Consider the following 13878-nt stretch of genomic DNA (forward strand, 5'->3'; position numbering starts at 1 on the left):
ACCAAGTGTCTGGTCGATAATAGGTGAAAGCATGGAGTCAAATTGCTCCATGATTGAAAAAATTCCTCCAAAAGGTGTGAGTTTTTCAGATTTTATTTGTACCTTTGCCATGTCTTGTTACGATTTACGCTTGTTTTGAATTGCAACACTAAGATAAGTGAAAAATCTGACATGGCAAAATCCTGAGCAACTTTTTGTTGCTCAGGAACTTATAAATAAAGTTAAATTATAGTGTTGCGGAATTAAGGATAATAAAATGATATGGAATCAACTACTGTAAAACTCTATTCGCTGAATTACGGCAATGTGAGAACTTATCTGGCAGCCTCGTTATTCATCGTTGGCAACATCCTTTTTCCCCAATTTTTTCATCTCATACCGCAAGGAGGAATAACCTGGCTGCCTATCTATTTCTTCACACTGATCGGAGCTTATAAGTACGGATGGAAAGTCGGTCTGCTGACTGCTGTTCTTTCCCCTATTATCAACTCCTCACTTTTTGGTATGCCGATGCCGGTGGTGCTGCCTGCTATTTTATTAAAGTCCGTATTGCTCGCCATTGCTGCCGGTTGGGCCGCACAACGTTTCGGACGTATCTCCATCCCGGTATTGGTTGGCGTAGTACTTACCTATCAAGTTGTAGGGACATTGGGAGAGTGGATGTATATAGGAAATTTCTACAATGCCATTCAGGATTTCCGCATTGGAATTCCCGGAATGTGCCTGCAAGTATTCGGAGGTTATTTATTCATTAGATATTTGATTCGCAAATAACTTCCTTATCAATAACCGCTTTTCCCTGAAAAGAGTTATAAGCCTTGAAAAAGAAAGTTCTCCTCTGTTATAGATACCCATAACAGAGGAGAACTTTTTTAAATACAACGTATCTATTCGCTTTTTATTTATCAATCTTCTTCGTCATCTTCCAGTTCAGCAGAGGGATTGCCTCCTTCTTTAGCATACCTGCTCGGACTCATCTTATAGTATTTTTTGAATACTTCCCGAAAATATTTAGTTTCAGAGAATCCAACCATGTCTGAAATCTCATTAATAGCATATTCACCCTCTTTCAATAACTCGGTAGCACGTTTCAAACGCATCCCCCGAATAAACTCTGTCGGAGACTGTCCCGTCAATGCTTTCAATTTACAATAGAAACTGGTACGGCTCATGCCACTTGATTCACAGAGCACATTAACGGAAAATTCAGGGTTGTTTATATTCTCATCCACGATTTTCTTTACATTTGATATAAACTTCCAATCGAGGCTGTTAGTACCGTTTGCAGATGGAACCATTGATTTCGCTTCTATATCCAGATTGGCATATCTCATGCGCAACAGTTCCCGGTTTGCCAACAGATTAGCGATATTCGCCCGTAATATTTTCACGCTGAAAGGTTTGATGAGATATTCGTCCGCACCAATCGACAGTCCATCCAGAATATTATTTTCTTCTCCCAAAGCAGTGAGCAACAACACAGGAATATGTGAAATTTCAATATCACTTTTGATAGCCACACACAATTCATCTCCCCGCATCTCTGGCATCATGATATCAGAAAGAACCAGTTCCGGCCAATATTCTTTGATAATAATCAATGCTTCCTTTCCGTTAGCGCAAGCTTGTACATTATATATAGAAGACAATGAACTGACCAGATAGGAGCGTAGCTCATCATTGTCTTCTACAACAAGAATCCGTCGTAAATTTGGATCATCTATCGTAGCGGTTGTCTTTGCCGGTACATTCGGAGCGGGCAGTACAGGAGCCAACGCCTCAAATTTAGAAGATGCTTCGTCACTGATACTTTGAGAAGTCTTATTCTTTTTCGGAAAAACAATTTTGATTGTCGTACCTTGATGTTCGACACTATCTACACTAATTTTACCTCCATGAAGGCTCACCAGTTTTCCTACCAACATTAATCCGATACCACTACCCGTCACTTTAGAGTTAATAGCATTGCTGGCACGGAAATGAAGCTTGAACAACTTACTTTGTTCACTGGCAGGAATACCTATACCTGTATCCTTGATTATCACTTTCCATGAATCATTCGTATCGGACACGGAAATGCTGACCTTTCCATTTTCCGGAGTATATTTTAGCGAGTTCGATATTATATTCTTCAAAATAGAATCCATCTTCTCCTTATCAAACGATACATTCATATAGCTGAAAGTACTCTCGTATGTATATTCAATACGCCTAATGGCAGCATAAGAAGAGAATGAATTATATATTTCATTCATATAGGTATTCAACTCATACTCGGAAACACTCATTTTAGAGGAATATACATCCGTTCGCTCAAAATTAATCAGATTGCTGACCAGTCGTAAAAGAACTTCCACATTCCTCAATGCAATGTTCGTACGAGTTATTCCATTGTCGGTAAGCGTCTCTTCTTCCAATAATTCCTCCAAAGGTGCTTTTATTAAAGTTAATGGAGTACGTATATCATGGGCCGTATTGATGAAGAACTGCGTTTTTTCATCAGATATATTCTTTTGTTTTCTTAGATTTATCACACGTAGAACAAAATAAAATCCCCCTATTACCAACAGAATATAACACAAGATAGCCCACCAACTCGACCAAAAAGGTTGCGTGATGATAATTTTCATAGCACGTTCCTGAAAAACAATGTCATGTTCTTCTCTGGATATAGCACGTACATGAAGAATATATCTACCTGGAGGCAAATTGGTAAAACGAATCAAATTATTTGCTCCCGGTTGAGTCCATTTCTCATAAAAGCCTTCTAATTTCCACGAATATAGTGCATTTCCGGGAGAATCATAATTGATTGTAGAAACTTCAAATGAAAACGTATTCTCATCATAAGCCAGCTCTAATACATCTGTCTCATCGATACTTTTCTGTAAAGGAGAATCCTTGACACCCGGATAAACAGGTTGATAAGACAGATGAAAGTCGCTAAATACCAATCTGGAGAACTTATAATCCGGGAATTTCACATTCATCGGAAGTTCAATTGCTCCATCCGTACTACCGAATACAAAGTTTTTATTTTTACGCACCGTTCCTGCCGCTGCGTTAAAGTATGCAGGCAACAAGCCTTCTCCTCTAGTCCAATTACGAAATATCTTTTCTTTAGTATGAAAACAGGTTATTCCGTTCTCTGTACTCATCATTATACGTCCATCTACTTCCGGCAATATTGTAAATATTCTATTTGAAACTAAAGCAGAATTATCAGAAAAATAATGTTCGAAAGTCTTATCTTGAGGATTATAGATAAATACTCCCATACCATTTGTCCCGATATATAACAACCCATTATCTGCCTGATAAAGCGTATTAATATAAGTGATTCCTATCTCCATTTCAATATACTGATATTCACCAGTATTTCGATTCAATAAATACAAGCCAGCAGCAGTTCCGATCCACATATTATCTTTGTCTTTTTCAACAATTGATGTTATGGAATTCAGTCCCGGATATAGACGTGCACTGTTAGTCTCCAAATCAAAACATTTTAGATTATAATAGCCTCCCGACCAGATATGTCCTCTTGAATCTTTAACTATATCACGAATATATTTATCCGGACGCATATTGACGTGAGAAAGAAGGTAAGGAGAGAAGTATTCAACTGATAGCGTTTCTTTATTTATTTTATAAATGCCGGAAGTATATCCTCCTGCCCATATAATGCCAGGAGCCACTTCACATAAAGTAATAAATATATGATTCTTGTCCTTTAGTTGATGATTAAAAGAGCTTAGAAATGAATGCCACTGACCTGTTTTTGAATTATAAAGACTAATACCATTACTAGTTCCAAACCACAGATCACCTTCATGATCTTCGATAACCGCTTGTACCTGATCATTGATTAATGACTGTGCATTACCCATAGCATGTTTCATCCAATGATAATTTTCATAGCGATTATCAATCACTGTAATTCCTGTTGGATAATTAGCAAGCCATATCCGCTTTTCTTCATCTACAAAAACATCATTGATATTATTTCCATTCATTTCATTATAACTCTGATAATTAGCAATAATGTAATCTTCCAGTTCACAGGTATTTACGTTAACTTTATACACCCCCATTCCTTCCGTTGCAATCAGTAACTCTGTTTCATTCAATGGGCTGATACGAGCTATGTTTACATCACTAAGATCAGCGTCCGGACGTATAATTTCCTGTGTATTCATATCGTACACAAAAACTCCTCTTTCAAATGAACCAATGAACAATCTTTTTAATTGCCGATGAAAATACAGTTCACTCACCTGTGCATGAAAATAGTCCAGTGTTTCAACAGGCATGGTCTCTAAAATACCATTCTCCAGTTTGACATATCGTACGCCCGTCTCCGTTGCTATAAAGAAATGGTGCTCATCTACTTGTTCTATTGCCGTAATACTACTATGCAATACATTGGGAAATCGAACTATATGAGCATCTTTAATATTATACAGCAATACAGTATCTTTACGACATATCCAGATATTATCATTGCGATCCAGATAACCACAACTTATTGCTTCAGAGGTATCCGGTAATTTATATACCATTTTGAAATCGTCTCTGTCGGCTTCGTATTGAAAGACTCGTCCTTGTTTGCCAACCACCCATATACCGATATGTGGTTCTGTATATAACCATCCCAAACGTATGGGAGCATCCAAAATAGTGCCTTCTTTATTTAATTTATAGTGTTTTATATCTTTACCGTTGTATCGGTCCATCCCTTCATTTGTAAGAAACCACATATAGCCCTGAGCATCTTTCTGAATATTGAATATCCGGCGATTGCTCAAGCCATCTTCTATTCCTATATATTTGTATGTTTGTGCTGTAACCCAAACAGGAAAAAAGAGAAGAATATATACAATGTATTTCATATAAATAGTTGTTTTTTAAACTACTTCTAACGATCATATAAACATAACAGTTAACGAAACTAGACAAAAACAATGACAAATGCAAAGAAATAGGAGAGATTCTACAAGAAAACATCTATTTAGAAACATTTTTATTTCCAAAGTTGATTATTTACTTTGCGAAGTTGATTTATCTGAAAGTGTTCTTTTGCTATATGTTATAATTAGCGCATGTTTTGTTTTTGTTAATTTAACTAATCAGATTTGATTCCAGTTTCTTCTTATAGACCCATATACTTATTGTAAAATAAATAAGTGCCTGTATCCAGAGAGTTATATATTCCGGTCTGATATCAGCCATACTGGCTCCCATAGAATTCAGTTTCACAAAAGCGAGTGTGCCTGGTGCAGCTGGGAAAATGTAATGGACTACTTTCCAATACCAGGGCATTAGTTCCATTGGATAGGAAACGCCGGAAAGAAAGATTAATCCTACGGAGAAGAAAGCGATCATGAGTAGGGGAGCCTCAGAATCCGTAAAATACCTGGACGCAGCTAATCCCAGGAAAGAAGTTGCCATCAAATATGGAATCAATAATAGTACGATGTACAATCCGTTTCCAATATTGGGGATACTGAAAAAGTGAGGGAGTAAGCCTAATAGAAAAAAGGCAAAGATGGCATAAAGAGCACAGTACACGGACGTTTTTCCTGCCACTATACGAATGGCAACTCCCCAGCCATACCCAAAAGGAGTATATGCGCGGATTCCTTTACTACTGTATTCTTCTCCGGTCACCATGCCAATAACCATCAGTAAGGTCTGGAAAATTATAATCATCATGACTGCCGGAATAAGATAGGAACCATATCCTTCGGTATAATTGTAGAGTGCAGTGCCTTCCACATTAATCGGTTTCGCCATAGCTACGGCAAGCAATCCTTGTGGTGGAAGAAACACCGCTTCATCTGGCCGGTATTTATCATTAATAGCCAGCATGACACGTGAAGAAGCACCTTGCAAAGCTTCGAAATACAAGAAGGCATCAGTAGTTGCATAAAGGGAAAATACGGCTTCATCTCCCCGGAACACCCGTTCCTCAAAATCATGAGGCAGGTAGAGTATTCCCTGTACTTTGCCTTCTTTCATCCATTCTTTTGCTTCGTGATAGTCCATAGCCTGACTAAAAATCTCTGCTTGGGGAGTAGCATCCAGCCAACGGATAAAATCACGGCTCAATTCACTGTGCGAATTGTCGACTACGGCAACAGGTACATCGGTTACAATATTCGGTGCATACATATAATTGTAGAGCAACCCGTAAACGAAGATTCCTCCCATCAACACCAGTAAAACCGCATAACTGGTACTGATAGCTAGAAATTCACGACGAATGATGAATGACAACTGTTGTAACTTACTTAATGTTTTCATACTTATGACTTTCTATAGCTCGTTTTAAATGAGGAAGCAGCGACAGGGCCAGCAACGGGAAGATACAGAGTATCACAGCCGACGGCCAAAGATGGATAAACCCACCGCCTCCATAGAGCATGGTTTGCATCATTTCCGTAAAATGACGGACAGGGAACAAATTGGAAGCATCCCTCACCAACGGATACATATTGGGAACCGGAAAGGTTACTCCGGACAAAGTAGCCCCCAGAGAACCTACCATAGAAACTACACTTATAACCAACGATATTGCCGGAAACAGCGAGAATAAAAACAGCCCTAAAGCCTGTGTTGCAATGATGAAAAGCACAGTCATGATATTCATTAACCACCAACTCCCCTGAAAAGGAATATGCAAAATACCAAACATGACGTAATTAGCCAACCATCCTATCAGTATATATATAATGGTATAAGGTAATAATTTACCTAAAACAGCTGTCACTATATTGCCTTTTGCAGTCGCCAGCCAATCATCTGCTGTGCGGAACTTGATTTCAATGCCAACCGCATACACGGTAATCAACAGAATCAAAACCTGAAACAGCACAAAGAAAAAGGGCTGACTTAAATATACCGAATAATCCAGACTAGGGTTATATATCGGATGGTTATTAGCCTGTACGGGTAATAAAAAGGTGGTAATCTGATCCTGTTCTACTCCGAGTGCCATCGCTTGCATCACCACAGGAGAAAGAGCCACCGGAGCTAAGGAAGTTTCGAATGCCGCCATCAACTCACCACCTACCGACATTAATGCATAATGATAATAGTAGGAGAGTGTTGCATTCTTTCCGGTAATCGCATTCTGTTCAAATTGGGGAGGTATGGAAAGATATCCATAAATCTCTTTCTTTTGCACAGATTCACGGGCAGCTGCTTCATTTACAAAATGCTTTGTCACTTTAAAAGTTGGTACGGCAGAAATATTCCTGACTATCGTCCGGGAAGTAGCAGTATTATCCTGATCGACAATACCAATAGGAATGTTTTCCATCTGTCCGTTACCAAAGATCGTAGCCATAAAGAAAAGGGTGAACAATGGCAAGACAATGCAGACACCAAAATAAAGGCGCCGTGAAGTCATTCGCCGCCACTCTCTGAGCAGTACGGAACGAAAAGGGGAATATGTTTGTGATTCATCCATTCTCTGGTTTATTTGATGTCGATTAATCTAAAGTCAATAACACGGACATGCCGGGACGCAAGTCATCCACCTTTTGGGTTGGACGGGCATGAATCTCAAAGGTACGTAAGTCATAACTTCCGGTTTGCTTGGTTGATTTCCAGGTAGCAAAACTGCCTAGCGGACTAATATAATAGATTTTGAATTCAATATTTTTTTTACCGATAGCGGGCACATCCGCAACAAATGTTTCGTCCATTTTAAATTGCGGCATCAGATCTTCCCGCACGTTAAGAACAACATGTATATCATCCATCACCACCAAATTCATAATGGGAGTTCCCGGTGCAACCAACTCTCCACGTTTAGGGAAGATTGTTGCTATCTGACCGTTTTCCGGAGCGGTCAACCGAGCATCGACCAGCAAAGCCGAGACTTCATCCACTGTGCTTCGAGCAGCATCCACCATGCTGGCAGCAGACGCTTTATCTTCTTTTTGTGCACCATCTACAGCCATCTGATACTGTTCATAGGCAGCACGTTCGGCTGCTACAGCCGCTTTATACATAGCTTCTACTTCATCCTTTCTTTGAGAAGTAATGACACTGTCCTTATATAAAGTAAGAATACGGTTGTAAGTTGTCTGGGCGAGAGTAAGATCGCTCTTCGTTTTATTCCATAATTGCAGTGCAGTAGCCACGATCTGACGACGGGTTCCGGCATCTATTTTCTTGTTCTGTTGTACTGCCACCTGTTCCAAGGCATTCACTTGTTGATACTTGGCATGTACTTCAGGGCTATTAATGACGACAAGAGTATCTCCCCGGTGTACCCAGTCTCCCTCCTGAACGAAGAAAGTGTCGATACGGCCGGGAAGTTTCCCACTGATACGGATTTCTGTTGCTTCAGCTTGTCCTTGCAAGACCAGCGGCTGTTTATGCATTAATATAACTCCCAAGCCGGTGAAAATACCGACAGCCAGAAGAATGATGACAAAAGCCCATGATAGGGTTTTACTAGTTGGTTTCATTGTTTGTTACGGTTTAGGTTGATAGTTTGCAAATTGTTCCGGTGTGCCACAAAGCGAGAGTAGATTCATTAGTGCCACATCATATTCATAATATGCTGCCAGGCGAGCCACTTTTACACTGGCAAGCATGGTTTCAGCATCAATAACTTCGGTAGAAGTTGCCATCCCTTCTGTAAATGATTTCTTTCGGATGCGTACCAATTCTTCACTTAAGGCAATCGTTGCATTTAAAGCTTTTACATTATCCTGTGCCTTTTCCAGCTGCGTATAAAGCTTATCTACCCCAACAGCCAGATCATCACGGGCTTTCATCTGCCCTAAAGCCAGAGTTTGTTCCGTTAATTTCGATTGCCGCACTCTTTTTTCACGATCCAGTCCGTCAAAGAGGTTCCATGTAAAACCAATGCCTACCATGGTACGCGGTAATAAATTACTCTGAATACCATGCGAATACAAGGTCTGTTTTCCAAAAAGGGCTATATTCGGCAAATAGCCGCTTTGAGCAATCCGCACTTCTTGTTTGGCAATATGCTGCTGCAGCTGTAATTGGTTGAGTGTATAGTTCCCACTGTTTACTGAAAGATCAAATAGCATTTTAGGTGGCAATGAATCATTCATAAAAAGGGGAGAGGTAGGAATGATATTGGCATCTGCATCCTTTTTATTCAGCAAAACCTTTAAGGCACTTTGCACTACTGTTTCTTCTTTTCGCGCAGCTTCCAATGCACGTTTGGCTTCATCCATATTTACCTGGGCAAAAAGCCTTCCTGCTTTGTCAATCATTCCTGCTGCCTCTAACTTCAAGGCATTTTCATAATGTTTCTTCAATCCGTTGTAGGTTTCTTCACGAACCGTCACAATTTGTTGTGCCAGTCGAAGCCCGTAATAGCTTTCAACCAATAAACTTTGCTGATTGGCCGATACCTGTGCCCGACTTTCCCGTGCCAGATCAACCATCGTTCTTCCGATGTTGGTGGCATGAAAACGCTTACCACCGGAAAAGAGTACCCACTCGGCTGATAAATCAACAGTTGTCAAATTTCTTGGAGTCAAAGGAAATATAAGGGTATTTGCCCCAATTTGATCCAGTATAGACGAAATGATCTGGTCATCCGGAATAATGGAATGTACAAAGTCTTTAGCCGGATCGGTAAACTGCGATAAAGGCTGTTTAACTTCGATCTTCTCCGACATGTGTACAAACGCACCTGTAGACTGAAGACTGGGATACCAAAAAGCATTCAACTTATCACGTTCAGCCTTCGCAATCTCAATACTCTTATCCGCTATTTTCAGACTCTGATTTCCTTGATTCAACAGATGCAGTGATTCTTCGAAACTTAATGGTATCTGTGCATCTATCTGACCGATGGAAAAATACAAAGTCAATAGTATACAAAGTCGCTTATTTTTTTTCATACTGGTTAGGTTATATCTGAATTTGAGATATTCTAACAGATGAAAAGAGAGGTTTGTTCATCAGAAAGAATATAGCAATACAACAAAAGAAGGTTTCAACGCTTTTTTATAAGATGTTCTATTTTTCATCTTCTCTTTGAATCACGTTTGTATCATTTCTATCAGATAGAAAAAATGATGCATAAAATAATGCAAGTATATGCAATAAGCGTGTTATTAATGGATATAAACTACTTGATTATACAAAATATAAATGCATATTGGAGTTGTTTCTTTAAAGGAAAAGCTCTGTTCCTTTAAATGGAACCAACCGTTGGTCGGTGAGAAGCGTGTTCTCCCTTTAAAAGAAAGCTACCAAACAGCCCATAAAGTACCAGTTTGTCTCTAAATCTTATTTATTTTGCTAGAAACTAAATCTGTCAATTTGAAATAATATAAGCAACTTTGTTCTCACATATTCAATATTCATTCTCTATTTAGAACCTAGTGATAGATTATTCACTAAAATAGTTTATATCTGAATCTTATTAACCGGAAATCCTGGAATTTTTTCTATAGCGACTATCGCCAATCTGTATATTTTTAATTATACGGGCTACTAATATGCGTTTTTTCATATCCGGTTGTTTTTCATCAAAACAAAAGAATTGAAGAGGCTTTAATTTCTCTTTTTTCTTGCATTAAAATTTCTGCGATTTTATTTGAGATATAAAAATTATGTTTACCTTTGCATCACCATTTCATAAGGCTTTTGAGTCGAGAAATGCAGTAAATATGCGGTAATAGCTCAGTTGGTAGAGCACTAGCTTCCCAAGCTGGGGGTCGCGAGTTCGAGCCTCGTTTACCGCTCTTTTGAAAATCAGGTGGTTATCTTAAAAAAAACTGCCTGATTTTTTATTTTTCAAGCCCCCTTTTCTATGGTTTTATCTATTATCGGACGAAACCTAAACTGAACATATTGTAGAATAACCCTAATTGAATAACCAATATGGCTAAGAAAATAGAGAAATATCTCCCCGTAGATTACAGTGACAGTTTTTCCATAGAAGTTACAGAAAATCGTTTGTCTCCTAAAGATATTATTTTAAAAGTCTTTGCTCATAACCCCGCTTGGCTCCGAATGTTGTATGCAATAAGGGCCTGTTTAGTCAAACCTTTCGGTATAGAAACTAAAGCTATTGAAAGTGAAGAACTTATTATAGAGGAAGACAAGCAAGAAGCAATTATGAGAAAAGACGATAAACATTTATTGTTTTATGTCGATATTTTCATTACGCCATTGGAAACAGGAAAACAAATGATTGAGGTTACCACATTAGTAAAATACCATAATTGGGTAGGAAAGGCTTATTTCTTTTGTGTAAAACCTTTTCATCGGATCATAGTGCCTTTAGTTCTCAAAAAAGCGCTATGCTGAACAAGCACAGTCGCGGATGCAACTATATAACGAATATGAAAAATGAGATATGTAATATAGAAGTACATGACTTTAGAAAATTAATGCATGAAGAATAGGGCAGTTCATGCATTTTTCGTATTTTTGCACCCTGTTTTAACACTCAAGAAAACTTTAAATAGAAAAATATAATGGCAAAAGAACTGAAAGACCTTACCAAACGTAGTGAAAACTACTCACAGTGGTATAACGATTTGGTGGTAAAAGCTGATTTGGCAGAACAGTCTGCTGTGCGCGGATGTATGGTGATTAAGCCTTACGGATACGCTATCTGGGAGAAAATGCAACGTCAATTGGACGACATGTTCAAGGAAACAGGACACGTAAATGCATACTTCCCGCTATTAATCCCGAAATCATTCTTAAGCCGCGAAGCAGAACACGTAGAAGGGTTTGCGAAAGAGTGTGCCGTAGTAACACATTATCGTTTGAAGAATGCGGAAGACGGTTCAGGAGTTGTAGTAGATCCTGCAGCTAAATTGGAAGAGGAATTGATTATCCGTCCGACATCAGAAACAATCATCTGGAATACTTATAAGAACTGGATTCAGTCATACCGTGACCTGCCTATTCTCTGCAACCAATGGGCGAATGTTTTCCGTTGGGAAATGCGTACCCGTCTTTTCCTGCGTACTGCCGAATTCCTGTGGCAAGAGGGACATACCGCTCATGCTACCCGTGAAGAAGCAGAGGAAGAAGCAATCAGAATGTTGAATGTATATGGTGAATTTGCAGAAAAATATATGGCTGTTCCCGTTGTAAAGGGAGTGAAATCAGCCAATGAACGTTTTGCAGGTGCACTTGACACTTACACAATAGAAGCCATGATGCAGGACGGAAAAGCATTGCAAAGTGGTACTTCCCACTTCCTGGGACAAAACTTTGCAAAGGCATTCGATGTTCAGTTCGTTAACAAGGAAAACAAGTTGGAGTATGTTTGGGCTACTTCATGGGGTGTTTCTACTCGTTTGATGGGTGCATTGATTATGACTCACTCGGATGACAACGGATTGGTATTACCTCCACATTTGGCTCCGATTCAGGTAGTAATCGTTCCTATCTATAAGAATGACGAACAACTGAAACAAATTGACGCTAAAGTAGAAGGCATTGTAGCTAAGTTGAAAGCATTGGGTATCTCTGTGAAATATGATAATGCAGATAACAAACGCCCGGGCTTCAAATTCGCTGATTATGAATTGAAGGGTGTACCTGTTCGTTTGGTTATGGGTGGTCGCGATCTTGAAAACAACACTATGGAAGTGATGCGCCGTGATACACTGGAAAAAGAAACGGTTACTTGTGAAGGCATTGAAACATACGTTCAGAATTTGCTTGAAGAAATGCAAGCTAATATCTACAAGAAAGCATTGGACTACCGTAACTCCAAGATTACAACAGTAGACACCTATGACGAATTTAAAGAAAAAATCGAAGAAGGCGGATTTATTCTGGCTCATTGGGACGGAACTACCGAAACAGAAGAAAAGATTAAGGAAGAAACCAAAGCAACTATTCGTTGTATTCCGTTCGATTCATTTGTTCCGGGCGACAAAGAACCGGGTAAATGTATGGTTACAGGTAAACCATCTGCTTGCCGTGTCATATTTGCACGTTCTTATTAAATAGAAATTGTATATCATTATAAAAAGGATGAAAGCGATTGAATCGTTTTCATCCTTTTCTTTTTTTCCTTCCATATTATATTATTTATGGCCTATCCTAACAGTTCATTAGACATTCAATAGTTATTTCAAGCTCTTTTTTCAATCCATTTCAGTTTTATTTCAGAAATATCCCTTTTCTTTGTAGTATGTAAAAAAGAAAGGAGACAAAATTATGAAGATATTGATTGTAGAAGACGAACCCTCTTTGAGAGAACTGATTCAATGTTCACTTGAAAAAGAACGTTACGTTGTAGAAACAGCCAGTGACTTCAATTCTGCTCTACGCAAAATTGAAGATTACGACTATGATTGTATCTTATTGGACATCATGCTACCGGACGGAAGCGGACTTGATCTTCTTGAACGACTGAAAGCTCTCCATAAGCGGGAGAACGTGATTATTATTTCCGCGAAAGACTCTCTGGAAGACAAAGTTTTGGGATTAGAACTGGGAGCGGACGATTATTTGCCAAAGCCATTTCATTTGGTTGAACTAAATGCACGAATTAAAAGCGTGATTCGTCGCCATCAGCATGATGGAGAGATTGATATCCGCCAAGGCAACGTACGGATAGAACCGGATAAATATCGTGTATTTGTCAACGAGCAGGAAGTGGAACTAAATAGAAAAGAATATGATATCCTGTTATATTTTATCAATCGCCCTGGGAGATTAATCAATAAAAACACTTTGGCCGAATCAGTGTGGGGAGACCATATCGATCAGGTCGATAATTTTGACTTCATATATGCACAAATCAAGAATCTTCGCAAAAAGCTCAAAGATTCCGGTGCAACTATTGAAATTAAAGCAGTCTATGGATTTGGGTATAAAATGATAGTAGAATAAAAA

At 38.9% G+C, this 13878-nt stretch carries 9 protein-coding genes and 1 tRNA gene; 5 read left to right on the plus strand and 5 right to left on the minus strand.

The window, feature by feature from the left end; genetic code table 11:
• The first annotated feature begins 261 nt into the window (after positions 1 to 261).
• Positions 262 to 774 carry a hypothetical protein gene (locus tag HMPREF0106_RS01865; RefSeq protein WP_004296005.1) on the plus strand — a complete coding sequence of 171 codons (513 nt, stop codon included), beginning with the start codon at positions 262 to 264 and terminating at the stop codon, positions 772 to 774.
• A gap of 131 nt (positions 775 to 905) precedes the next feature.
• Here HMPREF0106_RS01865 and HMPREF0106_RS01860 read toward each other — a convergent pair whose 3' ends face one another.
• The 5 genes from HMPREF0106_RS01860 to HMPREF0106_RS01840 form a co-directional block, all read right to left on the minus strand.
• Positions 906 to 4892 carry a two-component regulator propeller domain-containing protein gene (locus tag HMPREF0106_RS01860; RefSeq protein ID WP_008775682.1) on the minus strand — a complete coding sequence of 1329 codons (3987 nt, stop codon included), beginning with the start codon at positions 4890 to 4892 and terminating at the stop codon, positions 906 to 908.
• A 229-nt stretch (positions 4893 to 5121) separates the two neighbouring features.
• Positions 5122 to 6306: an ABC transporter permease gene (locus tag HMPREF0106_RS01855; protein WP_009041124.1), complete on the minus strand. Its 1185-nt coding sequence runs from the start codon at positions 6304 to 6306 to the stop codon at positions 5122 to 5124.
• On the minus strand, positions 6290 to 7474 hold the full coding sequence (locus HMPREF0106_RS01850; protein ID WP_004306085.1) for an ABC transporter permease: 1185 nt from the start codon (positions 7472 to 7474) through the stop codon (positions 6290 to 6292). Before HMPREF0106_RS01850 ends, HMPREF0106_RS01855 begins: the two co-directional genes overlap by 17 nt.
• 22 nt (positions 7475 to 7496) lie before the next feature.
• Entirely contained in the window at positions 7497 to 8483 is a 987-nt protein-coding gene (locus HMPREF0106_RS01845) for an HlyD family secretion protein (protein WP_004296000.1), read from the minus strand.
• A 6-nt stretch (positions 8484 to 8489) separates the two neighbouring features.
• On the minus strand, positions 8490 to 9902 hold the full coding sequence (locus HMPREF0106_RS01840) for a TolC family protein (protein ID WP_009041125.1): 1413 nt from the start codon (positions 9900 to 9902) through the stop codon (positions 8490 to 8492).
• Positions 9903 to 10678: 776 nt separating this feature from the next.
• Here HMPREF0106_RS01840 and HMPREF0106_RS01835 point away from each other — a divergent pair.
• The 4 genes from HMPREF0106_RS01835 (at position 10679) to HMPREF0106_RS01820 (ending at position 13875) form a co-directional block, all read left to right on the plus strand.
• Positions 10679 to 10751 (plus strand) — tRNA-Gly (locus HMPREF0106_RS01835).
• Positions 10752 to 10890: 139 nt separating this feature from the next.
• Positions 10891 to 11319, plus strand: coding sequence for a DUF2867 domain-containing protein (locus HMPREF0106_RS01830; RefSeq protein ID WP_008647529.1), 429 nt, complete (start codon positions 10891 to 10893; stop codon positions 11317 to 11319).
• 170 nt (positions 11320 to 11489) lie between these two features.
• Entirely contained in the window at positions 11490 to 12983 is a 1494-nt protein-coding gene (gene proS / locus HMPREF0106_RS01825; protein WP_007752799.1) for a proline--tRNA ligase, read from the plus strand.
• A 214-nt stretch (positions 12984 to 13197) separates the two neighbouring features.
• Positions 13198 to 13875 carry a response regulator transcription factor gene (locus tag HMPREF0106_RS01820; RefSeq protein WP_004295994.1) on the plus strand — a complete coding sequence of 226 codons (678 nt, stop codon included), beginning with the start codon at positions 13198 to 13200 and terminating at the stop codon, positions 13873 to 13875.
• The last annotated feature ends 3 nt before the right edge of the window (positions 13876 to 13878 follow it).

It is taken from the genome of Bacteroides sp. D22, from assembly GCF_000163675.1.
GTDB classification, from domain to species: Bacteria; Bacteroidota; Bacteroidia; order Bacteroidales; family Bacteroidaceae; genus Bacteroides; species Bacteroides xylanisolvens.

Coding starts and splice junctions, on each gene's coding strand:
- HMPREF0106_RS01845 (WP_004296000.1), bottom strand. CDS start 8,483: ATGAAACCAACTAGTAAAACCCTATCATGGGCTTTTGTCATCATTCTT.
- proS (WP_007752799.1), top strand. CDS start 11,490: ATGGCAAAAGAACTGAAAGACCTTACCAAACGTAGTGAAAACTACTCA.
- HMPREF0106_RS01820 (WP_004295994.1), top strand. CDS start 13,198: ATGAAGATATTGATTGTAGAAGACGAACCCTCTTTGAGAGAACTGATT.
- HMPREF0106_RS01840 (WP_009041125.1), bottom strand. CDS start 9,902: ATGAAAAAAAATAAGCGACTTTGTATACTATTGACTTTGTATTTTTCC.
- HMPREF0106_RS01850 (WP_004306085.1), bottom strand. CDS start 7,474: ATGGATGAATCACAAACATATTCCCCTTTTCGTTCCGTACTGCTCAGA.
- HMPREF0106_RS01855 (WP_009041124.1), bottom strand. CDS start 6,306: ATGAAAACATTAAGTAAGTTACAACAGTTGTCATTCATCATTCGTCGT.
- HMPREF0106_RS01865 (WP_004296005.1), top strand. CDS start 262: ATGGAATCAACTACTGTAAAACTCTATTCGCTGAATTACGGCAATGTG.
- HMPREF0106_RS01830 (WP_008647529.1), top strand. CDS start 10,891: ATGGCTAAGAAAATAGAGAAATATCTCCCCGTAGATTACAGTGACAGT.
- HMPREF0106_RS01860 (WP_008775682.1), bottom strand. CDS start 4,892: ATGAAATACATTGTATATATTCTTCTCTTTTTTCCTGTTTGGGTTACA.